Annotated in this window: 24 protein-coding genes; 8 read left to right on the top strand and 16 right to left on the bottom strand. The window is 72.8% G+C overall.

Features of this window, described 5'->3' with window-relative positions; genetic code table 11:
- Positions 1–15: 15 nt before the first annotated feature.
- Together O7620_RS04160 and O7620_RS04155 are read right to left on the bottom strand one after the other, a co-directional pair.
- Complete coding sequence (locus tag O7620_RS04160; RefSeq protein ID WP_151489834.1) at positions 16–660, bottom strand: HAD family hydrolase; 645 nt, start codon at positions 658–660, stop codon at positions 16–18.
- A gap of 65 nt (positions 661–725) precedes the next feature.
- Entirely contained in the window at positions 726–1,586 is an 861-nt protein-coding gene (locus O7620_RS04155; protein ID WP_278121916.1) for a carbon-nitrogen hydrolase family protein, read from the bottom strand.
- A gap of 77 nt (positions 1,587–1,663) precedes the next feature.
- Between O7620_RS04155 and O7620_RS04150 the strand changes: the two genes are divergently transcribed.
- From O7620_RS04150 to mug, 6 genes are all read left to right on the top strand, one after another.
- Positions 1,664–2,236: a TetR/AcrR family transcriptional regulator gene (locus O7620_RS04150; RefSeq protein WP_151489832.1), complete on the top strand. Its 573-nt coding sequence runs from the start codon at positions 1,664–1,666 to the stop codon at positions 2,234–2,236.
- Between the two features lie 87 nt (positions 2,237–2,323).
- On the top strand, positions 2,324–3,244 hold the full coding sequence (locus O7620_RS04145; protein ID WP_278121915.1) for a TIGR04222 domain-containing membrane protein: 921 nt from the start codon (positions 2,324–2,326) through the stop codon (positions 3,242–3,244).
- Positions 3,241–4,059 (top strand): DUF692 domain-containing protein, encoded by an 819-nt coding sequence (locus O7620_RS04140; protein WP_151489830.1) that lies wholly within the window; start codon positions 3,241–3,243, stop codon positions 4,057–4,059. The genes O7620_RS04145 and O7620_RS04140 overlap by 4 nt, the downstream gene beginning before the upstream one ends.
- The gene (locus O7620_RS04135) at positions 4,056–4,589 is read left to right on the top strand and encodes a hypothetical protein (RefSeq protein WP_278121914.1); all 534 of its coding nucleotides are present in this window, start codon (positions 4,056–4,058) and stop codon (positions 4,587–4,589) included. Before O7620_RS04140 ends, O7620_RS04135 begins: the two co-directional genes overlap by 4 nt.
- Positions 4,574–5,335, top strand: coding sequence for an SDR family oxidoreductase (locus O7620_RS04130; RefSeq protein WP_151489828.1), 762 nt, complete (start codon positions 4,574–4,576; stop codon positions 5,333–5,335). Before O7620_RS04135 ends, O7620_RS04130 begins: the two co-directional genes overlap by 16 nt.
- 62 nt (positions 5,336–5,397) lie before the next feature.
- Positions 5,398–6,003 (top strand): G/U mismatch-specific DNA glycosylase, encoded by a 606-nt coding sequence (gene mug, locus O7620_RS04125; protein ID WP_278126856.1) that lies wholly within the window; start codon positions 5,398–5,400, stop codon positions 6,001–6,003.
- A 74-nt stretch (positions 6,004–6,077) separates the two neighbouring features.
- Here mug and O7620_RS04120 read toward each other — a convergent pair whose 3' ends face one another.
- The 3 genes from O7620_RS04120 to O7620_RS04110 form a co-directional block, all read right to left on the bottom strand.
- Positions 6,078–8,054 (bottom strand): ABC transporter ATP-binding protein, encoded by a 1,977-nt coding sequence (locus O7620_RS04120; RefSeq protein WP_278126854.1) that lies wholly within the window; start codon positions 8,052–8,054, stop codon positions 6,078–6,080.
- A 116-nt stretch (positions 8,055–8,170) separates the two neighbouring features.
- Positions 8,171–8,938: an enoyl-CoA hydratase/isomerase family protein gene (locus tag O7620_RS04115; protein WP_278121913.1), complete on the bottom strand. Its 768-nt coding sequence runs from the start codon at positions 8,936–8,938 to the stop codon at positions 8,171–8,173.
- Positions 8,939–8,984: 46 nt separating this feature from the next.
- Positions 8,985–9,212 carry a helix-turn-helix domain-containing protein gene (locus tag O7620_RS04110; RefSeq protein ID WP_007462679.1) on the bottom strand — a complete coding sequence of 76 codons (228 nt, stop codon included), beginning with the start codon at positions 9,210–9,212 and terminating at the stop codon, positions 8,985–8,987.
- Positions 9,213–9,429: 217 nt separating this feature from the next.
- Between O7620_RS04110 and O7620_RS04105 the strand changes: the two genes are divergently transcribed.
- The gene (locus tag O7620_RS04105; RefSeq protein WP_278121912.1) at positions 9,430–10,029 is read left to right on the top strand and encodes a cadmium resistance transporter; all 600 of its coding nucleotides are present in this window, start codon (positions 9,430–9,432) and stop codon (positions 10,027–10,029) included.
- A gap of 42 nt (positions 10,030–10,071) precedes the next feature.
- Here the strand turns inward: O7620_RS04105 and O7620_RS04100 are convergent, their stop codons facing one another.
- Positions 10,072–11,676, bottom strand: a complete 1,605-nt coding sequence (locus O7620_RS04100) for an ABC-F family ATP-binding cassette domain-containing protein (protein WP_278121911.1) — start codon at positions 11,674–11,676, stop codon at positions 10,072–10,074.
- Between the two features lie 264 nt (positions 11,677–11,940).
- Here O7620_RS04100 and O7620_RS04095 point away from each other — a divergent pair, with 264 nt between their 5' ends.
- Positions 11,941–12,861 carry a neutral zinc metallopeptidase gene (locus O7620_RS04095; protein WP_151489824.1) on the top strand — a complete coding sequence of 307 codons (921 nt, stop codon included), beginning with the start codon at positions 11,941–11,943 and terminating at the stop codon, positions 12,859–12,861.
- A gap of 242 nt (positions 12,862–13,103) precedes the next feature.
- Here O7620_RS04095 and O7620_RS04090 read toward each other — a convergent pair whose 3' ends face one another.
- From O7620_RS04090 to sufD, 10 genes are all read right to left on the bottom strand, one after another.
- Positions 13,104–13,361 (bottom strand): hypothetical protein, encoded by a 258-nt coding sequence (locus O7620_RS04090; RefSeq protein ID WP_278121910.1) that lies wholly within the window; start codon positions 13,359–13,361, stop codon positions 13,104–13,106.
- Positions 13,362–13,394: 33 nt separating this feature from the next.
- Positions 13,395–13,694 (bottom strand): muconolactone Delta-isomerase family protein, encoded by a 300-nt coding sequence (locus O7620_RS04085; RefSeq protein WP_151489823.1) that lies wholly within the window; start codon positions 13,692–13,694, stop codon positions 13,395–13,397.
- Between the two features lie 86 nt (positions 13,695–13,780).
- Positions 13,781–14,443, bottom strand: coding sequence for an acVLRF1 family peptidyl-tRNA hydrolase (locus O7620_RS04080; RefSeq protein WP_278121909.1), 663 nt, complete (start codon positions 14,441–14,443; stop codon positions 13,781–13,783).
- A 52-nt stretch (positions 14,444–14,495) separates the two neighbouring features.
- A complete protein-coding gene (locus tag O7620_RS04075) occupies positions 14,496–15,128 on the bottom strand; it encodes a LysE family transporter (protein WP_151489821.1) in 633 nt (210 codons plus the stop codon).
- A gap of 553 nt (positions 15,129–15,681) precedes the next feature.
- The gene (locus O7620_RS04070) at positions 15,682–16,206 is read right to left on the bottom strand and encodes a metal-sulfur cluster assembly factor (RefSeq protein WP_278121908.1); all 525 of its coding nucleotides are present in this window, start codon (positions 16,204–16,206) and stop codon (positions 15,682–15,684) included.
- Positions 16,203–16,676, bottom strand: coding sequence for a Fe-S cluster assembly sulfur transfer protein SufU (gene sufU, locus O7620_RS04065; protein ID WP_151489657.1), 474 nt, complete (start codon positions 16,674–16,676; stop codon positions 16,203–16,205). Before sufU ends, O7620_RS04070 begins: the two co-directional genes overlap by 4 nt.
- Positions 16,676–17,980 (bottom strand): cysteine desulfurase, encoded by a 1,305-nt coding sequence (locus tag O7620_RS04060; RefSeq protein WP_278121907.1) that lies wholly within the window; start codon positions 17,978–17,980, stop codon positions 16,676–16,678. Before O7620_RS04060 ends, sufU begins: the two co-directional genes overlap by 1 nt.
- A gap of 18 nt (positions 17,981–17,998) precedes the next feature.
- Entirely contained in the window at positions 17,999–18,772 is a 774-nt protein-coding gene (sufC, locus tag O7620_RS04055) for a Fe-S cluster assembly ATPase SufC (protein ID WP_151489655.1), read from the bottom strand.
- Positions 18,772–19,098 (bottom strand): non-heme iron oxygenase ferredoxin subunit, encoded by a 327-nt coding sequence (locus O7620_RS04050; protein ID WP_278121906.1) that lies wholly within the window; start codon positions 19,096–19,098, stop codon positions 18,772–18,774. The genes sufC and O7620_RS04050 overlap by 1 nt, the downstream gene beginning before the upstream one ends.
- Positions 19,098–20,240: a Fe-S cluster assembly protein SufD gene (sufD, locus tag O7620_RS04045; RefSeq protein ID WP_278121905.1), complete on the bottom strand. Its 1,143-nt coding sequence runs from the start codon at positions 20,238–20,240 to the stop codon at positions 19,098–19,100. Before sufD ends, O7620_RS04050 begins: the two co-directional genes overlap by 1 nt.
- Positions 20,241–20,261 lie beyond the last annotated feature (21 nt).

The raw sequence follows: 20,261 nt of genomic DNA, 5'->3' as shown, positions 1-20,261 counted from the left end.
TTACCGCGACGCGCGTCAGCCGGCCAGCACGGTGGCGACCGCGGCGATCAGCCCGTCCACCGTGCGACTGGGCGCGAACCGCACATCCGACCAGGTACGCCCGCGGTGCAGCCACACGCTGGGCAGTCCGACCGCGGCGGCGCCGCCGATGTCCGCCTCCGGACTGTCGCCGACCACCCAGGCGCCGCGCAGTGGCATCCGGACCCGCTGCGCGGCGAGCGCGAAGATCCGCGGGTTGGGTTTGCTGACCCCGGCCTCCTCGGAGATCACCCAGTCCGCCACGTAGCGGTCCAGTCCGGTACGGCGGATCTTGGCGTCCTCGACGCGTACCGTGCCGTTGCAGACCACCACCGGCACCCAGCCCGCGTCGTCGGCGATCCGCAGCGCGCAGGCGGTCAGCGGATCGAGCCGGGTCTGCTCCACCACCCCGTCGTGCAGCTCCTCCACCAGGTCGATCGAGGGGATGCGCAGCTCGTAGCGGTCCCGGATCGCGTCGGCCAGGTCCCAGCGGTCGGTCAGGCCGTCCGCGTCGACCGAGAGCAGCCAGTCGATGTCCGTGGGGGGCGCGCCGATGCCGTCCAGAAAGCGCTCACCCCAGCGGCGGAAAGGCCCGGCCCGATCCAGCAGGGTGTTGTCCAGGTCCAGCAGGAGCAGTGGCACTCGGGCACCCTACGGGACCGATGTGTCCGCCAACAGGTCCAGCCGGTATCGACCTGACTATGGGCTCAACCGGACATTGACCCCCGGGGATCGCCCTGGTCCGGCAACCGATCGGCGAGCATCGAATGAGCCGCCCGGGTGGCCACGAGTTCGGCCGGGTCCAGGGCCGCCACCAGCACCGCCGTGCCCTCGTCGGCGCCTCGGGCGAGCACCCGTCCCTGCGGGTCGTAGATCGCCGCGCCGCCGTTGAACCGCCACGGGTCGACTCCCCCGACCGCGTTGGCGAAGACCACGAACATGGTGTTGTCCAGCGCCCGCGCGGCGTAGTACAGGTCCCGGCGGTGCTCCGAGCCGGCCAGGTATCCGCTGGGGCACAGGTAGGCGTGCGCGCCGTCGAGGGCGGCGGCCCGGGCGTGTTCCGGAAAGCAGCCGTCGTAGCAGATGCCCAACCCGAGCCGCCAGTCGTCGACGAGCAGCGTGGCGCCCCGTGCACCGGCGTCGAACAGGTCCCGTTCGCCGCCCCAGAGTTGCTGCTTGTCGTACCCGACGCGGATCGCGCCGGCCCGGTCGACCACCAGCGCGGCGATGGTCCGCCGGCCGTCCGGGTGGCGGGCGGCGGCACCGACGAGCACCGTGACGTCGGCCTCGCGCGCCGCGACGCGCAGCGGGTCGAGCCGGGGGTCGGCGACCGCTCCGGTCGGGTCGGCCGCGACATCGGTGCCGGCCGGGTCGGCGGCGAGGGTCGGCGGGTGGTACGCGCAGAGGTACAACTCGGGCAGGACGGCGACCCGGGCGCCCTGCCCATCGGCGCGACGGACCAGCTCGGCGGCAGCGAGCGCGTTGCCGGCGACGTCACCGGGAGTCGGCGTGGCCTGGACGGTGGCGACGGTCAGCGGGGCGGACGGCGCGGGGTGGGGCGGGGTCACCGGAGGATGGTAAACGGCTCGTTACCAAGCCGTACGTACGGTTTGCACGGCCCGGGGTGACCTGCGACGATCGACGCGTGCCCAGAGTAAGCCAGGATCAGCTCGACGCGCGCCGGCAGGAGATCCTCGCCGCCGCGCGGGCGTGTTTCGCCCGGCACGGCTACGAGGGGGCGACCGTACGCCGCCTCGAGGAGGCCACCGGGCTCTCCCGTGGCGCCATCTTCCACCACTTCCGGGACAAGGACTCGCTCTTCCTGGCCGTCGCCGAGGACGACGCCGCCGTCATGGTCGAGACGGTGGCCCGTAACGGGCTGGTGCAGGTCATGCGCGACCTGCTGGCCCGGGCGGTCTCCCCGGACACCACCGGCTGGCTCGGCAGCCAACTGGAGGTGTCCCGCCGGCTGCGCACCGACCCGGCGTTCGCCCGCCGCTGGGCGGAACGGTCCGCCGCGATCGCCGAGGCGACCCGGGACCGGCTGGCCCGACAGCGCGACGCCGGCGTGCTGCGCGAGGACGTACCCATCGACGTGCTCGCCCAGTTCCTGGAGCTGGCCTACGACGGTCTGGTGCTGCACCTGGCCATGGGCCGGCCCGCCGGCGACCTGGGCCCGGTGCTGGACCTGGTCGAGGAGGCGGTCCGCCGCCGCTGATCGGCACCGCCGGGCACCGGCGCGGGGACCGTGGCGGCGCTGCTCCACAATGGGGCCCGCCGATCCCTCCGGTGACAGGAGCAGCCGATGACCGACCTCGCCGCGTCGGGCGACACCTGGGGCATCCCCGGCCCGACCTTCCTCCGGTTCTACCTCGTGGCCGCCGCCCTGGTGGTGGCGCTCGCGGTGTTCCACCGGGTCCGCCTGCTCGCCGGACCGGCGGCCACCCCGGCCGACCCGCTCGGTCCACAGCAGGTCGCGTACCTCAACGGCGGACCCGCCCTCGCCACGCACGCCGCGCTCGGCGGGCTGCGCGGCAGCGGCGCGATCGGCGTACGACCGGACCGTCGGCTGACCACCGTCGGTGCCGCGCCCACCGGTCTCACCCCACTGGACCAGGCCATCCACTGGGCTGCCCACAACCACCTCCGGGCCCGGGACCTGCCGCAGGACCATCGGGTGCGCACCGCCCTCGACCAGCTGCGCACCGGCCTGGAGCAGCGCGGACTGCTGGCGAGTGAGGCACAGCGGTCCGCCGCTCGGCGCTGGGCCCGGGTCCTCGCCGGCCTGCTGGTGCTGGGTGTGGTGCGGCTGGTCGCCGGCCTGGAGAACGGGCGGGCGATCGGCTATCTGGCACTCACCCTGATCGCGGTGCTGGTGGCGGTCGTGGTGCTCTGGCGCGTACCGCAGACCACCCGCGCCGGTCGCGCGGCGTTGCGCGACACCCGCCGGCAGCATGCCCACCTGGCGCCGGCCTCCGCGCCGGCGTACGCCACCTACGGGGCGGGCGGCGCGGCGATGGGCGTGGCCCTGTACGGCACCGCGTCGCTCTGGGCCCTCGACCCGGGCTTCGCCGAGCAGGCCGAGATCCAGCGCCAGGCCGCATCCGGCAGCGGCTGGACCGGAGGCTCCGACGGATCGTCCGGCGGTGGGGACAGCTCCGGCGGCGGCAGCTCGTGCGGCGGGGGTGGCGGGTGCGGCGGAGGCGGAGGCGGGTGCGGCGGATGACCGACCCGTACGGCGTCGGGATCGGCTGGCGCCCGGAGATCGCCGGGTTCGTGGCCGAACTGCCCGGGCTGCGTTTCGTCGAGGTGGTGGCGGAGTCGGTACCCGCGACCGGGCCGCTCCCGCCGGGTCTGGCGCAGCTGCGCGACCGGGCGGTGACCGTCGTACCCCACGGGGTGCGTCTCTCGCTCGGCGGCGCCGAGCCGGTCGACCCGGCCCGGGTCGCCCACCTGGCGGCGGTGGCGCAGCGCGTCGACGCCCCGCTGGTCAGCGAACACATCGCCTTCGTCCGGGCCGGCGGCGTGGAGGCCGGGCACCTGCTGCCGCTGCCCCGCAGCCGGGAGGCGGTCGACGCGGTCTGCGCCAACGTGGCCCGGGTGCAGGCCGAGCTGTCCGTGCCAATCGCGCTGGAACCGATCGCCGCACTCGTCGACTGGCCCGACGACGAGCTGAACGAGGCGGACTTCCTCACCGAGATCCTGGACCGGACCGGTGCGCTGCTGCTGCTCGACGTCGCCAACGTGTACGCCAACGCCCGCAACCGGGGCGCCGACCCGCTCGCGCTGCTCGACCGCCTGCCGCTGGACCGGATCGGGTACGCGCACGTCGCCGGCGGGTCGGAGCACGGCGGCTACTACCACGACACGCACACCGACCCGGTGCCGACGCCGGTGCTGGAGCTGGTCGGCGAACTCTGCGCACGACGGCGGCCGCCTGCGCTGCTGCTGGAACGCGACGGCGGCTATCCACCGGCCGCCGACCTGCGCGCCGAGTTGGACGCCCTGGCCACCGCCGCCGGCTTCCCGGCCGTGACATGAGCGGCACCACGCCTCGCGCAGGGCTCGCCGAACGGCAGGCGGAGCTGGTCGCGGCGCTCGTCGCCGGGGGCGCACCGCCGGCCGGATTCGCGCCGGGGCCGTTGGCCGCCACCCGCACGGCGCTGCTGCGCAAGCGGGCCGGCGAGGTGGCCCGGCACTGGCCGCTGCTCGCCGCCGGCCTCGGCACCGAGTGGCCGGCGACGTTCGCCCGCTGGGCGTCCGACCGGCCCCCGGCCGGTTCGCTGCGCGACGGGTGGGACCTGGCCCGGGAGCTGCGCGAGCAGGGCCTCCTACCCCCGGCGGGTGCGGAGGAACTGGCCGCCCGGGAGGCGGGCCTGCGCTACGACGGGCACACACCGCCACGTCCGCGCCGGCTGCCGGCGGTTGCCCGCGCCGGCGGCGCCGTCGCGGTGCAGATCGCCGGTCGGGTACGCCAGCTGCGCCCCGCCCTCCGTCCACCCGCGCCGCCGCCCGACGTTGGCGGGCGCGTGCCGGATGCGGCAGGATCGGCGTCATGGATCTCGGACTGACCGACCGCGTGTACGTGCTCACCGGTGCCTCCCGCGGCCTGGGTTACGCGACGGCGGAGTGCCTGGTCGCCGACGGCGCGCGGGTGGTGCTCTCGGCTCGCGACGCCGACGCGGTGGCCACCGCCGCCGAGCGCCTGGGTGGCCCGGATCGGGCGGTCGGCGTCACCGCGGACCTGGCCGACCCGCAGACCCCGGAGCGGCTCGTCGCGGCGGCCCGGGAGCACTTCGGTCGGATCGACGGCGCGCTGATCTCGGTCGGCGGCCCCCCGGCCGGCAACGCCGCGTCGATCAGCGACGAGCAGTGGCGGATCTCCTTCGAGACCGTCTTCCTGGGCACCGTCCGCGCCGTGCGGACGATCGCCGGCGCGCTGCCCGACGGCGGCGCGATCGGGCTGGTGCTCTCCACGTCCGCCCGGGGTCCGGTGCCCGGCCTCGGCATCTCCAACGGCCTGCGGCCCGGGCTGGTCGGCGTCGCCAAGGACGTCGCCGACGACTACGGCCCGCGCGGCGTGCGGGTGGTCGGCCTGCTGCCCGGCCGGATCATGACCGACCGCAACCGCGAACTGTTCGCCGCGACCGGTGACCCGGAGCGGGCCCGCGCCGAGGCCGAGGCCAGCATTCCGCTGCGGCGCATCGCCGACCCGGCCGAGTTCGGCCGGGTGGCCGCGTTCGTGCTCTCCCCCGCCGCCAGCTACCTGACCGGTCTCACCGTGCCGGTCGACGGCGGCGCGCTGCGCGGCCTGTGACCCCCGGCGCGGCCCGCCGAGCCTCGGACGTGCCGCCCGACCCGGCCCGCCGAGCCTCGGACGTGCCGCCCGACCCGGCCGGCCGTGTCGGTCCTGCCGCCACGCACCCCCGGCCGACCAAGGCGGAGCTGGCCGCCGCCGCGGACCGGACCATCCCCGACGTGCTCGCGCCGGGGCTGGCGGTGCTCTTCGTGGGCATCAACCCCGGCCTCTGGTCGGCCGCCACCGGGTGGCACTTCGCCCGACCCGGCAACCGGTTCTGGCCGGCGCTGCACGGGGGCGGGTTCACCCCGCGGCAGCTGCACCCGAGCGAACAGGGCGAGCTGCCCGCCCTCGGGCTCGGCATCACCAACATGGCCGCCCGGGCCAGCGCCCGCGCCGACGAGCTGAGCACCGAGGAACTCCTCGACGGTGCCACGATCCTGACCGACACGGTGGCCCGGTACCGTCCACGCTGGGTGGCGGTGGTCGGAGTGACCGCGTACCGGATCGGTTTTCAACGGCCCAAGGCCACCTTCGGGCCGCAACCGGAGTCGCTGGCCGGCGCCCGGCTGTGGGTGCTGCCGAATCCGAGTGGCCTGAACGCGCACTTCACCCCGGTCACCCTGGGTCTGGCGTTCGCCGAGCTGCGGGTCGCCACGGGTCTGCCGGACCGCCGCCCGACCTGACGCCGTCGCCACCACGCTCGGGTCGGCTCGGCCAGGCCAGGTCGGCTCGCCTCGGCCAGGTCGGCTCACGGAGGTCAGTTGGCGGCGGCGGGGGGCATCGCCTCGTCCGCGACGTACGTGCCCAGCGGCATGACCACCGGCTCGGGGCCGGTCGCGTCCACGAACGGCCTCGGCGAGTCGGCGACCGCGAACTGGGTGCGGTACAGCTCGGCGTAGAGCCCGCCGACCGCGACCAGCTCGTCGTGGCGCCCCCGCTCGACGATCCGCCCGCCGTCGAGGACGAGAATCTGGTCGGCGTCGCGGACGGTGGAGAGCCGGTGCGCGATGACCAGGGCGGTACGTCCGGCGAGCGCCACCGACAGTGCCCGCTGCACCGCGGCCTCGCTCTCCGAATCCAGGTGTGCGGTCGCCTCGTCGAGGATCACGATCGACGGGGCCTTGAGCAGCAGCCGGGCGATGGCGATGCGCTGCTTCTCGCCGCCGGAGAACCGGTAGCCGCGCTCCCCCACCGTCGTGTCCAGCCCGTCCGGCAGCGACCGGACCAGGTCGGCCACCTGGGCGCCGGCCAGCGCGGCCCAGATCTCGTCGTCGGTGGCGTCGGGCTTGGCGTAACGCAGGTTCTCGGCGATCGTCTCGTGGAACAGGTGCGAATCCTGGGTGACGACGCCGATCTCGTCGCGCAGGGAGGCGAGCGTCGCGTCGCGCACGTCCACCCCGCCGACCAGCACCTGCCCGTCGGTGACGTCGTAGATGCGGGAGATGAGCATGGACAGCGTCGACTTGCCGGCGCCGGACGGACCGACCAGGGCGACCATCTGCCCCGGCTCGACGCTGAACGAGACACCCTTGAGGACCGGCTCGTTGACCGTGCGGTCGAGGGTGGCGACCTCCTCCAGTGACGCGAGGGAGATCTCGGCGGCGCTCGGATAGCGGAACCGCACGTCGCGGAAGTCGACCCGGCCGGTGCCCCGGGGCACCGGCACCGCGTCGGGCTTCTCCACGATGCCCGGCTTCAGGTCGAGCACCTCGAAGACGCGGTCGAAGGAGACCAGCGCGCTCATCACGTCGACCCGGACGTTGGACAGCGCGGTGAGCGGCCCGTACAGGCGGGTGAGCAGCAGCGCGAGGGTCACGACGGTGCCCGCGCTGACGCCGCCGGTCACCGCGAGCCAACCGCCGAGGCCGTACGTGAGCGCCTGCGCCAGCGAGGCGACCAGGAGCATCGCCACGAAGAACGTCCGCGAGTACATGGCGGACTGGATGCCGATGTCGCGGACCCGCTCGGCCCGCCCGGCGAACCGTCGCGCCTCGATCTCGGGCTGACCGAACAGCTTCACCAGCAGCGCGCCGGCCACCCCGAACCGCTCGGTCATCGTCGCGTTCATCTTGGCGTCGAGGTTGTACGCCTCGCGGGTGATGTCGGCCAGCCGGCGGCCGACCCGCCGGGCCGGAATGATGAAGATCGGCAGCAGCACCAACGAGAGCGCGGTGATCTGCCAGGAGAGGGTGAACATCACCGCGGCGGTGAGGACCAGCTGGATGACGTTGCTGACCACGCCGGACAGGGTCGAGGTGAACGCCCGCTGCGCGCCGAGCACGTCGTTGTTGAGTCGGCTGACCAGGGCGCCGGTCTGGGTGCGGGTGAAGAACTGCAACGGCATCCGCTGCACGTGGTCGTAGACCCGGGTGCGCAGGTCGAGGATGATGCCCTCGCCGATGCGGGCCGAATACCACCGTTGGGCCAGCGACAGCAGCGCGTCGGCGACGGCCAGTCCGGCGATGAACAGGGCCAGCCGGACCACCAGGCGGCCCGCCTCGGTGCCGCCCCGGTTGATCGCGTTGATCACGTCGCCGGCGAGCACCGGGGTTGCCACACCGATGATGGCGGCCAGCACCACGGTGGCCAGGAAGACGATGATGTCGCGCCGGTACGGCTGGGCGAAGGCCACGATGCGCCGGGCCACCCCGCGCTTGAGCCGATGGGTGGAAACCTCGTCGCGGTTGCGCATCGACCGGAGCATGCTCCACCCCGCCATGCCACCGCCGGACATCGGGTTGGACACCGTTCACCTCCGGGTCATCGTCGGGCGGACCGCACCGTCAGGTCAATTCTCCCGACGACTCTGACAACCTCGGCCGTAACCCGGATCTTCCCGCGCGGTCCTTACTATTCTCCCTGGCCGGCGAGGTCACGCAGCCGGCGGGTCTGCGCCTCCCGCTCGGCCCGCTGCTGGTCGGCGTGCGACCGCCCGGCCGCACCGGCGAGCAGAGCCTTGATCTCCACCACGGCGTCGCGGGCGCCCGCGAGCAGGCCCGCGGTCAGGTCACGGACCGCGCCGTCCAGCTCGGCCGGGGGTACGACCAGGGTGGCCAGCCCGATCCGGTCCGCCTCGGCGGCGTCCAGCCGGCGGCCGGTCGCGCAGATCTCCAGCGCCCGGGAGTAGCCGACCAGTTCGACGAGGCGCTTCGTGCCGGCCAGGTCGGGCACCAGGCCGAGGGTCACCTCGGCCATCGACAGCTTGGCGTCGGCGGCGAGCACCCGCAGGTCACAGGCCAGCGCCAGTTGGAATCCAGCACCGATCGCGTGGCCGTGCACGGCCGCGACCGAGATGACGTCCGGGCGGTGCAGCCAGGTGAAACCCGCCTGGAACTCGGCGATCCGGTCCGCGCACTCCTGCTCGGGCAGCGTGGCCAGCTCAGCGAACGACCCTGGACCGGACGCACCGGCCACCGCGAGGTCGAGGCCGGCGGAGAACGCGCGCCCCTCGCCACGGACCACCACCACCCGCACGTCGCCGGGCAGGTCCCGCGAGAAGTCACTCATGGCGCGCCACATCGCGGGCGTCTGGGCGTTGAGCACGTCGGGCCGGCACAACGTCACCGTGGCAACCGGCCCGTCGCAGGTCAGCCGGACCCCGGTCGCCTCGGCGGTCACCGGGCGACCCGGGGCGCGGCGCTGGTGGACGACGCTGAGCGGCGGGTCACGCCTTCTTGCGGCGCCGGGCACCGCCGCGCTGGCGCAGCTGAACCCCGGACTCGGTGAGCACTCGGTGGATGAACCCGTAGGAACGGCCGGTCGAGGCCGCCAACGCGCGGATGCTCTCCCCCGAGGTGTACCGCTTGACGAGGTCCTTGGCGAGCGTCTGACGCTCGGCTCCGACGATCCGGCGACCCTTCTCAGTGCTGGTGGCTGTGCCAGTGGCTGCCATGCTGTGTCCTCACGTCCCAGACTGTGCGGTTCGGATACGGTCAAACCTATTAGACCGCCTCGAACGATCATGCGCCAGATATCAACTCTTCGCCAACCGACACGCTATGCAATGTCAGCTTCCCGATAGCGTGATGCCGGCGATCCGTCGCGTCGCACCGTCCAGGCGTACCACCCGCGGTACGGCGACACCCGCCGGCGACCCGTAACCTTCGGTCATGATCGACCTGTTGGGCACCGCAGCTGGCGCCGCGGTGGTCTTCGCCGCCACCGACATCGACGACATCGTCATCCTGACGCTGTTCTTCGTGGCGGCCCGCACCACCGGTCGACCCCGCCCCTGGCAGATCGTCGCCGGCCAGTACCTCGGTATCGGCGCGCTCGCGCTGGCCAGCGCGGTGGTCGCGGCCGGGCTGCTGGTGGTGCCGGACCCGTGGACCGGGCTGCTCGGCCTGCTGCCGATCGCGCTGGGCGTCCGCGCGTTGCGCACCTCCGACGACGACGGCCCGGCCACCGTCGTCACCGGCGCCCTCGGCGTGGCCGGGGTGACGATCGCGAACGGCGCCGACAACGTGGCCGTCTACGTACCCGTGTTCCGGGCCCTCGGCACGAGCGGCATCGCGATCTTCCTGCTGATATTCGTGCTGCTCATCGCGCTGTGGTGCGCCACCGCCGCCTGGTTGGGCGGGCACCCCCGCGTGGTCCGCCTGGTCGAACGCGCGGGCCACTGGCTGGTGCCGGCGATCTTCATCGGCATCGGGGTGGTGATCCTGGCCAGCTCCGGCGTGCTCGGCCGGCTGGTCGACCTGCTCGGCTGAGGGCGAGGCTCGACCGCCCGGCGACGGCCCGAGCCGGCCCGGTCAGGCCAGCTCGACCAGCTCGAGCAGGTCGTCGCTCCAGGCGTCCTCGTCGCCGTCGGGCAGCAGGATCGCGCGGTCCGGCTTGAGCGCGAGCACCGCGCCCGGGTCGTGCGTGACCAGCACGATCGCGCCGGGATAGTTGGCGATGGCGTCGAGCACCTGCTCGCGGCTGACCGGGTCGAGGTTGTTCGTCGGCTCGTCGAGCAGCAGCACGTTGGCGCCGGAACAGACCAGGGTGGACAGCGCCAGCCGGGTCTTCTCACCGCCGGAGAGCACCCCGGCGGGCTTGTTCACGTCGTCGCCGGAGAACAGGAACGCGCCGAGGATCTTGCGCAGGTCGGTGTCGGACTGCTCGACGGCGGCGGCGCGCATGTTCTCCAGCACCGTCCGCTCCACGTCCAGCGTCTCGTGCTCCTGGGCGTAGTAGCCCAGCCGCAGGCCGTGCCCCGCGTGCACCTCTCCGGTGTCCGGGGTGAGCAGCCCGCCGAGCATCCGCAGCAGGGTCGTCTTGCCGGCGCCGTTGAGCCCGAGGATGGCCACCCGGGAGCCCCGGTCCACCGCCACGTTGACGTCGGTGAAGATTTCCAGCGAGCCGTACGACTTGGACAGGCCGGTCGCGGTGAGCGGCGTCTTGCCGCACGGGGCCGGGCTGGGGAAGCGCACCTTGGCCACCCGGTCGGCGACCCGCACCTCCTCCAGGCCCGAGATCAGCTTCTCGGCACGGCGGGCCATGTTCTGCGCGGCGACGGTCTTGGTGGCCTTGGCGCGCATCTTGTCGGCCTGCGCCATCAACGCGCCGGCCTTCTTCTCCGCGTTGGCCCGCTCCCGGCGGCGACGCCGCTCGTCGGTCTCGCGGGCGTCCAGGTACGCCTTCCAGCCCAGGTTGTACACGTCGACGACGGATCGGGTGGCGTCCAGGAACCAGACCTTGTTGACCACCGACTCCAGCAGCGCGCCGTCGTGGGAGATCACGATCAGGCCGCCCTTGTGGTTGGCGAGGAAGCCGCGCAGCCAGGTGATCGAGTCGGCGTCGAGGTGGTTGGTGGGCTCGTCGAGCAGCAGGATGCCGCCGCCGTTCTCGCCGGCGTCGCGGAACAGGATCCGGGCCAGCTCGATGCGTCGGCGCTGGCCGCCGGAGAGGGTGCCGATGGTCTGGGCGAGCGCGCGGTCGGGCAGGCCCAGGTTGGCGCAGATCCGGGCGGCCTCGGCCTCGGCCGCGTACCCGCCGAGGGCGGCGAACTGGTCCTCCAGCGCGCCGTAGCGGCGGACCAACTTCTCGTCGGTGTCCTCGGCGAGGCGGGCCTCGAGCTCCTGCATCTGGGCCATCAGCACGTCCAGGCCGCGCGCGGAGAGCACCCGGTCGCGGCCGGTGACCTCCAGGTCGCCGGTGCGCGGGTCCTGCGGGAGGTAGCCGATCGCGCTGCGCTGGTCGATCTGCCCGGCGTAGGGCTGCCCCTCGCCGGCGAGCACCTTCAGCGTGGTGGTCTTGCCGGCGCCGTTGCGGCCGACCAGGCCGATCCGATCACCGGGCTGCACCCGCAGGGTGGTGTCGGACAGCAGGATCCGGGAGCCGGCACGCAACTCCAGGCCGGTGGCAGTGATCATCTCGTGGGACTCGCTCTCGGGGTCTGGAAGGCTGACTCAGGGCACGCGAAAGCGCCGGCGGGCGGGTGGAGCCCGTCGGCGCGGGGCGGTTCAGCCTTCGCAGCGCGGCACGGGGACAAGTGTACCGGGCGCTCCCGAGCGACCCGCCCGGATTACCGATCAAGATCATCGGGTACCGGAACGCCTGTCCGGACCCCGTCCGGCACTCACGCGACACAACGACACACAGACGACACTCACCGGCATACGGCGATCGGGGTCACCATGGAACTCAACGAGCGGGCGGAAATCGACACCTCGCAGGTCAACGACGTGGGCCGCGGTGGCGGATCCGGCGGTGGCATGGGCATCCCGATCCCGGGTGGCGGCGGCCGGGGCGGCATCATCGGCATCGTGGTGGCCGTGCTCATCGCGCTGCTCGGTGGCGGCTTCGGCCTCAACGCGATGACCAACGGCGACGAGGGCGGCCAGGCCGGCGGCAGCGACCTGGAGCAGGTGTGCTCCCGCGACAACCCCCAGCGCTTCGAGGACCTGCGCTGCCGCAACGCGCTCTACGTCAACAGCATCCAGGCGTACTGGCAGAAGGCGTACCCGGAGGTGGGCAAGGGCAGCTACGAGCCGACCGACACCAACTTCTTCCAGCAGGCGGTGAACACCGGCTGCGGCCAGGCCGACGCGGGTGTCGGCCCGTTCTACTGCCCGGCCGACAAGCAGGTGTACATCGACCTGAGCTTCTACGAGGAGCTGGCGTCCCGGTTCGGCGCCAAGGGCGAGTTCGCCCAGCCCTACGTGCTCGCCCACGAGTACGGCCACCACATCCAGAACCTGCTCGGCACCAACGCCAAGGCCGGCCAGGGCGACCAGAGCGGCCCCAAGTCCGCCTCCGTGCGGCTGGAGTTGCAGGCCGACTGCTACGCCGGCGCCTGGGCCAAGCACGCCACCGAGAGCAAGGACAAGACCGGCCAGGAGCCGCTGTTCAAGTCCATCACCGAAACCGACATCAGCCAGGCCGTCGAGACCGCCGAGGCGATCGGTGACGACAGCATCCAGGAGCGCTCCGGCGGGCAGGTCAACCCGGACCAGTTCACCCACGGCACGTCCGAGCAGCGCAAGCGCTGGTTCACCCAGGGCTACGACCGTGGCGACCCGAAGACCTGCGACACCTTCGGCACCGACCAGCTCTGACCCCGGCAGCGTCGATCATGGAGTTGTGGTGCCCGGTATGCGGGCATGAACGGCCTTCGTCCACCACCACAACTCCATGATCGACCCGCCGACCGACGCGCGCCGACCGACGCGCGCTGACCGACGCGCGCTGGTCAGGGGAGCTGTGACACCTGGTAGTGGCTGATCTGCCAGTCATTGTTGATCCGGCGCAGGAGCACACCCAGGTTGACCGTCAGGGTTGGCCGGTCGGTGAAGCCGAACTACACCGCCAGGTAGCCGAGGACCACGTCGTCGGCCAGGCGCCGGGTCTCCCGGATGTCGTACGCGGCGGTCAGACCCAGCGGCTGGCCCGCGTAGTACTCGGCAACCCCGGCGCGGCCCACCGTGTACGGGTGCAGCCCCTGGAAGATCGCATCGCTGGTGAAGTACGACGCGACACGCTCCGGCTCGTGGGCGTCGACCGCCGACTTCCACCGATCGAGGACGGTCCGCAGGATCTGCGCCTCGGAACTGGACATGATGATCTCCATGCTGGTGGCGAGCCCACCGGCTCAGCGAGACGGCTGGCCCGGGTCGTTCGGGTGCGGTGTCAACGGCGTCACGGTCTCGCGCCGCCAGGCACGCAGCGGCATCGACGCGAGCACCACGTCCAGCTCCTCGGCGTCGTCGGCCTGGAAGAGTCCCCACGTACGCCACTCCCCCGGCGCCAGCGGCGGACGCCACAACCGGCGGAGACTGCCCTGCGCCGTCAGCTCGGCCGAGCGCGCCGCCTCACGCCGGCGCATGTCGGCGACCTCGTCCTCCGACGTGCCCTCCGGCACCGTCGTCACCATGTCCACCAGAAACTCCACACACCCATCCTCCGGCCACCGCCGTGACGGCACGCCGGGAACCCCGCTCCGCGTGGCGGTGATCTCCCCTGCGGCAGACCCTGCCGTCACTCCGGGCGGTCGGGTGCCGGGTCGCGCAGCCGGATCCGTACCGCCCGGGCCGCGCCCACCGCCGCGACCAGCACCGCGTGCCGCGGCTCCGGCACGTCGAGCAGCCGCTCGGCCCGCAGCGGCACGAGCGGGGCCAACCGCCGGTCCGCCAGCACCGTGTCCACCGCCCGCCGGTCACCGCCGCACACCAGCGCGGCGAGCCTCGCCGCCTCCGGCAACAGCAGCCGTACGGCCAGCTCCGCCGCGTCACCGAGCGCCGCCTTGGCCTGGTTGTCTCGCCGCCGGGCGAACCGGTGCTGAGACCATCCCCCCGCAGCGGTGCGCCCCTGCACGTACCGGGTGTCCACCTTGGAGACGACCAGGTCGGCGCCCTCGGCCACACCGATGGCCACGGCGCCCTTGCGGGCCAGCAGCAGGCCGATCCGGCGGGGCGCGACAGCGGCGGCCACGAACCCGGCCACGTCGACGCCGGCCGGCGAACCCGGTGGGGCGTACAGCTCGGCGGTCGTTGCGTCGGAGGCGGTGAGCAGCAGGCCGTACTCCCGCTCGGTGGTGGTGTGCGGGCCGTGCCGGTCGGCGAAGCCCTCGACCCAGCGGCCCACGCGGGCCGGATCGACCTCGACCCACCGGCCGCCCCCGGCTGCGGGTCGACTGGTCACCCGTCCGACCGTACGGCACAATGGCCCCGCCCGGACGGCCGGGCGGTGGCGCTCAGCCCGGCAGCAGCGCGACCACCGCCAGCGCGGCGATGAGCGCGCTGGACACCAGGCCGGTGACGAGCCGACCGCGCGGTCCGGTCAACGCCCGGCCGACGACCGTGCCACCGCCGGCGATGAGCAACTGCCAACTCGCCGACGCCAGGAACACACCGGCCACGAACAGCGCCACCGGGACCGCGCCCGGATCGGCCGTGCCCCGACGGCCGAGCACCAGCGCGGTGAAGTAGAGCACCGTGGTCGGGTTCAACAGGGTCAGCCCGAGCAGCGCCGCGTAGGCCCGCCCCGGCGTACCCATGCCCCGCCCGACACGCGCCGACGGCGGCCGACCCGACCGGTGCGCCGACCAGGTCCGCCACAGGCCGTGCGCGGCGAGCCCCAGCAGCACCACGGCGGCGACCACCCGCAGCGGGCCGGCGACCGGCGCGATGACCCCGGCCAGGCCGGCGCCCCCGAGCGCGGCGACCGCCGCGTAGAGCCCGTCGGCCGTCGCCACCGCGAGTGCCGCCGCGGCGCCGACCCGAAACGAGGTACGGGCACTGAGCCCCAGGATGAGAACGGCGATCGCGCCAACCGGGACGGCGACGCCGTAGCCGGCCACCAGGCCGGCGAGGAACGCCCCGCTCACGGACGTCGGTGCCGGATCGAGGCACGCCCCGGTACCAGCCGCTGTCGACGTACGGCAGTCGCCGCACGGACAGGGACCTGCATCGGGTACGCCTCAGTCACCAGCGCATCCTGCCCGCCCAAGCCCCGCCCCCGCCACCAATTTCCCACGCCCCACGCCCCCAATTTCCCACGCCCCACGCCCCCACTTGCCCACGCCCCACGCCCCCACTTGTCCACGCCCCACGCCCCGCGCCCCACGCCCCGCGCCCCACGCCAAGATCGCGCTCGATCCAGGATGTAGTGGTGTCGGGAGCGCCAGATGCCCACTACATCCTGGATCGAGCGCGATCTCCAGGCTCTCGCCGAGTCCCGCGCCCACGCCCACGCCCACGCCCACGCGATCGTGCAATTTCTGTGGTGACGAATGCCCCTTACCGGCCTACAACAACGACCAAAAGTGCAAGATCGACGCAGCAGGATCCCGGCGCGCGGCCGAGGGAGGCGTGGGGCGGGTCGAGCGCGACGCCCCGGTGGGGCATCGCGCTCGACGGGTGGAGCCGACCGGGGTCGGCTCAGACGTTGAAGCCGAGGGAACGAAGCTGGTCCCGGCCCTCGTCGGTGATCTTGTCCGGACCCCACGGCGGGAGCCACACCCAGTTGATCCGGATGTCGTTGACCAGACCGCCGCCGGGGCCGGTGGTCAGTGCCTGCCGGGCCTGGTCCTCGATCACGTCGGTCAGCGGGCAGGCCGCCGAGGTGAGCGTCATGTCCAGGGTGGCGACGTTCTCGTCGTCGACGTGCACGCCGTACACCAGGCCGAGGTCGACCACGTTGATGCCGAGCTCCGGGTCGACGACGTCCTTCATCGCCTCCTCGATGTCGGCGATCATGGCCTTGCTGACGCCACCCGCCGGGGTGACGGCGTCGCCTGCCGGGGTGACCGCGTCGCCAGCTGCGGCGACCGCGTCGCCAGCCGGGGTGACGGCGTCGCCGGCACCCGGCGTCGCGGCACCGTTGGTCGTCACGGCGTCGGTCTGCGGCGCCGCGGTGGCGTCACCGGCCTCCGGCGTCGCTGCGGTAGCGGTGTTCTCGCTCATGCCTTCACCTCCGGGCTCACGCCCACACCGGCGCGTGCCGCGGCGTCCTTAAACGCCATCCACGGCAGCAGCGCGCACTTGACCCGGGCGGGGTAGCGGGCCACACCCGCGAAAGCAACCCCGTCACCGAGTACGTCCTCGTCGGGCGTGACCTGGCCACGTCCGGACATCAACTCCACGAACGCCTGGTGCACCTCGAATGCTTCCCCGGCGCCCCGGCCACGCAGCAACTCGTGCAGGACGCTCGCCGAGGCCTGGCTGATCGAGCAGCCCATCCCGTCGTACGAGATGTCGTGCAGCACGTCGCCGTCGGTGGCCACCCGGACGGTGACCTCGTCGCCGCAGGTCGGGTTGACGTGGTGCGCTTCCGCGACCTGGTCGCCCGGGTCGTCGGCGTCGCGCAGGCCACGCCCGTGCGGGTGCTTGTAGTGGTCCAGGATGATCTCCTGGTAGAGCTGGTCGAGCTGCATCAGTCGAACACCTTCCGCACCTGCTCCAGACCGGCCACCAGAGCGTCGATCTCCTCGGTGGTGGTGTAGAGGTAGAACGAGGCCCGGGTCATGGCCGGGACGCCGAACCGGCTGCACACCGGCTTGGCACAGTGGTGGCCCACCCGCACCTGCACGCCGAGCGAGTCGAGCACCTGACCCACGTCGTGCGGGTGCACGTCACCCAGCGCGAACGAGATGGTGCCGCCCCGGCCGATCGGCACGGTCGGGCCGAAGATCCGCAGGTCGGGGACCGAGCCGAGGGCGTCCAGCGCGTACGCCGTCAGCTCCTTCTCGTGCCACTGGATGGCCGGCATGCCGATGCCGGTGAGGTAGTCCACCGCCGCGCCGAGCGCGACCGCCTCGGCGATCGGCGGGGTGCCCGCCTCGAACCGGGCCGGCGGCGCGGCGAACGTCGACCGGGCCATGGTGACCGTCTCGATCATCGAGCCGCCGCCGAAGACCGGTGGCATGGCCGCCAGCAGCTCCCCCCGGCCCCAGAGCACGCCGATGCCGGTCGGGCCGAGCATCTTGTGGCCGGTGAAGACGATGTAGTCGGCGTCCAGGTCGACCACGTCGATGGGCAGGTGCGGCACCGACTGGGAGCAGTCCAGCAGCAGCAGCGCGCCCACCTCGCGGACCCGCGCGGTGATCCGGGAGGTGGCGTTGACGGTGCCGAGGATGTTCGACATGTGCACCAGCGAGACGATCTTCGTCCGTTCGGTGACCAGGTCTTCCAGGCCGGACTCGTCGAGGCGGCCGCCGTCGGTGACCGGGAACCAGCGCAGGGTCGCGCCGGTGCGCTCGCACAGCAACTGCCACGGGACGATGTTCGAGTGGTGCTCCATCTCGGAGATCACCACCTCGTCGCCCGGGCCGAGCCGGAACCGGGGGTCACCGTCGGGGCGCAGCGAGGCGTTCGAGAAGGCGTACGCCACGATGTTGATCGCCTCGGTGGAGTTCTTGGTGAACACCACCTCGTCGACGCTCGGCGCGTTGATGAACGCGGCGATCTTCGCCCGCGCCCCCTCGTACGCCTCGGTGGCCTCGGTGCCCAGGGTGTGCACCGAGCGCGACACGTTGGCGTTGTGCCGCGCGTAGTGCTCGTCGAGCACGTCGAGCACCTGGCGGGGCTTGTGCGAGGTGTTGGCGCTGTCGAGGTAGACCAGCGGATGCCCGTTGATCTCCCGGTCCAGGATCGGGAAGTCGGCGCGCACCCGGGCCACGTCGAAACGCGGCACGTCGTCGTACTGCGGCATCCCCGGCGGGATCGCGATGCTGGTCATCTCGGCAGCGCCTCTCGCTCAGGCCTTGGCCGTGCCGGCCCCGGCGGCGTACCGCTCGTAGCCCTCGGCCTCGAGCTTGTCGGCCAGCTCCGGCCCGCCCTGCTCGACGATCCGGCCGGCCACGAAGACGTGCACGAAGTCCGGCTTGATGTAGCGCAGGATCCGCGTGTAGTGGGTGATCAGCAGCACGCCGGTGTCGCCGGTGTCGCGGACCCGGTTGACGCCCTCGCTGACCACGCGCAGCGCGTCCACGTCGAGGCCGGAGTCGGTCTCGTCGAGGATCGCGATCTTCGGCTTGAGCAGCTCCAGCTGGACGATCTCGTGCCGCTTCTTCTCACCGCCGGAGAAGCCCTCGTTGACGTTGCGCTGGGCGAACGCCGGGTCCATCTGGAGGCGCTCCATCGCACCGCGCAGCTCGCCGCCCCAGGTGCGCAGCTTCGGCGCCTCGCCGTCGATGGCGGTCTTGGCGGTACGCAGGAAGTTCGCCACCGAGACGCCGGGCACCTCGACCGGGTACTGCATGGCCAGGAAGAGGCCGGCGCGGGCGCGCTCGTCGACCGTCATGGCCAGCACGTCCTCGCCGTCGAGGGTCACCGAGCCGCCGGTGATCTCGTACTTGGGGTGGCCGGCGATCGAGTACGCCAGGGTGGACTTGCCGGACCCGTTCGGGCCCATGATGGCGTGGGTCTCGCCGGACTTCACGGTCAGGTCGACGCCGGCCAGGATCGGCTTGAGCTCACCCTCGGGCAGCTTGACCGACACCTTCAGGTCGCGGATCTCCAGGGTGCTCATTATCGGGTCACTCCATTACTCGGCGTCAGGCTGAGGTAGATGTCGCCGTCGCGGACTTCGACGGGGTAGACGGGGACGGGTTCGGTCGCGGGCAGCCCGCTCGGCTCGCCGGTGCGCAGGTCGAAGCGCGAGCCGTGCAGCCAGCACTCCAGCGTGCAACCGTCGACCTCCCCCTCGGAGAGGGCGACCGAGGCGTGCGAGCACTCGTCGTAGGCGGCGTAGAAGGCGCCGTCCTCGCCGTGCACCAGCGCGATCGGGGTGCCGTCGACGTTCGCGCTGATCGCGGTGCCCTTCGGCACGTCCTCGGTGGAGCAGATCCGGATCATCAGGCGCCCGCCTTGGCCAGCCGGGCCTCGATGGCGTCGCCGAGGCGCTCGCGCAGCTCCTCCACCGGAATCTTGTTGATCAGCTCGGCGAAGAAGCCGCGGACCACCAGGCGGCGGGCCTCACTCTCCGGGATACCCCGGGCCATCAGGTAGAACAGCTGCTCGTCGTCGAAGCGGCCGGTCGCGCTGGCGTGGCCGGCGCCGGCGATCTCGCCGGTCTCGATCTCCAGATTGGGTACGGAGTCCGCCCGCGCGCCGTCGGTGAGCAGCAGGTTCCGGTTGATCTCGTACGTGTCGGTGCCGGTCGCCTCGGCCCGGATCAGCACGTCGCCCACCCAGACGGTGTGCGCGTCGTCGCCCTGCAGGGCGCCCCGGTAGCCGACGTAGCTGCGGCAGTCCGGCACGGTGTGGTCCACCAGCTGCCGGTGCTCCAGGTGCTGGCCGGAGTCGGCGAAGTAGACGCCGTACAGCTCGGCCTCGCCACCCCGCCCGGTGTACTCCACGCTGGTGAACTGCCGGACCAGGTCGCCGCCGAGGGAGACCTGGATGTGCACCACCCGGGCGTCCCGACCCAGCTTGATCTTGAGGTGCTGCGCCTGGACCGCGTCGTCGGCCCAGTCGGCGACCGTGACCAGGGTCAGCTTCGCGCCGTCGGCCACGGCGACCTCGACGTTGTCGGCCAGGGTCGCCGAGCCGACGTGCTCCAGGACCAGGGTCGCCTCGGCGAAGCGGCCCAGCTCGATGAAGGTGTGCCCGAACGCCAGGCTCTCCGCACCGCCGCCGACCACCCGCAGGCTCACCGGCGCGCCCACCACCACGTCACTGGCGACGGTGAGCAGCAGCGCCTCACCGGCGCCGCCGTACGCGAGCGCGCTGACCCGGTCGACCGGCGTGAGCACGCTGCCCACCCGCGGGTCGTCGGTGCCGATGCGCTCGACGGCCACGCCCTCGGGCAGGTCGCCGTACTCGTGCCGGACCATGCCGGTCGCGGCCGGAGCCGCACCGGTCAGGCCACGGAGGCGCTTGAGCGGGGTGAACCGCCACTCCTCCTCCAGGCCGGTGAGGGCCGGGAAGTCGGCGACGTCGTACGAGCGCAGCGCCTGCGACTTGGTGCTGGGCGGCGCGGAAGCCTGGGTAGTCATTTCTTCCTTGGTCTGTTCTAC

It is taken from the genome of Micromonospora sp. WMMD710, from assembly GCF_029626045.1.
GTDB lineage: Bacteria > Actinomycetota > Actinomycetes > Mycobacteriales > Micromonosporaceae > Micromonospora.
Note: the sequence above shows the minus strand (reverse complement) of the source record. Positions and strands in the feature narration are given on the sequence as shown.

Bases quoted from the DNA above. Each gene is read 5' to 3' on its own strand.
- O7620_RS04090 (WP_278121910.1), bottom strand. From the start codon at position 13,361: ATGTCCAGTTCCGAGGCGCAGATCCTGCGGACCGTCCTCGATCGGTGG.
- O7620_RS04130 (WP_151489828.1), top strand. From the start codon at position 4,574: ATGGATCTCGGACTGACCGACCGCGTGTACGTGCTCACCGGTGCCTCC.
- O7620_RS04120 (WP_278126854.1), bottom strand. From the start codon at position 8,054: ATGTCCGGCGGTGGCATGGCGGGGTGGAGCATGCTCCGGTCGATGCGC.
- O7620_RS04135 (WP_278121914.1), top strand. From the start codon at position 4,056: ATGAGCGGCACCACGCCTCGCGCAGGGCTCGCCGAACGGCAGGCGGAG.
- O7620_RS04110 (WP_007462679.1), bottom strand. From the start codon at position 9,212: ATGGCAGCCACTGGCACAGCCACCAGCACTGAGAAGGGTCGCCGGATC.
- sufU (WP_151489657.1), bottom strand. From the start codon at position 16,676: ATGCAGCTCGACCAGCTCTACCAGGAGATCATCCTGGACCACTACAAG.
- O7620_RS04100 (WP_278121911.1), bottom strand. From the start codon at position 11,676: ATGATCACTGCCACCGGCCTGGAGTTGCGTGCCGGCTCCCGGATCCTG.
- O7620_RS04145 (WP_278121915.1), top strand. From the start codon at position 2,324: ATGACCGACCTCGCCGCGTCGGGCGACACCTGGGGCATCCCCGGCCCG.
- O7620_RS04070 (WP_278121908.1), bottom strand. From the start codon at position 16,206: ATGAGCGAGAACACCGCTACCGCAGCGACGCCGGAGGCCGGTGACGCC.
- O7620_RS04050 (WP_278121906.1), bottom strand. From the start codon at position 19,098: ATGATCCGGATCTGCTCCACCGAGGACGTGCCGAAGGGCACCGCGATC.
- O7620_RS04060 (WP_278121907.1), bottom strand. From the start codon at position 17,980: ATGACCAGCATCGCGATCCCGCCGGGGATGCCGCAGTACGACGACGTG.
- O7620_RS04140 (WP_151489830.1), top strand. From the start codon at position 3,241: ATGACCGACCCGTACGGCGTCGGGATCGGCTGGCGCCCGGAGATCGCC.
- O7620_RS04105 (WP_278121912.1), top strand. From the start codon at position 9,430: ATGATCGACCTGTTGGGCACCGCAGCTGGCGCCGCGGTGGTCTTCGCC.
- sufD (WP_278121905.1), bottom strand. From the start codon at position 20,240: ATGACTACCCAGGCTTCCGCGCCGCCCAGCACCAAGTCGCAGGCGCTG.
- O7620_RS04095 (WP_151489824.1), top strand. From the start codon at position 11,941: ATGGAACTCAACGAGCGGGCGGAAATCGACACCTCGCAGGTCAACGAC.
- sufC (WP_151489655.1), bottom strand. From the start codon at position 18,772: ATGAGCACCCTGGAGATCCGCGACCTGAAGGTGTCGGTCAAGCTGCCC.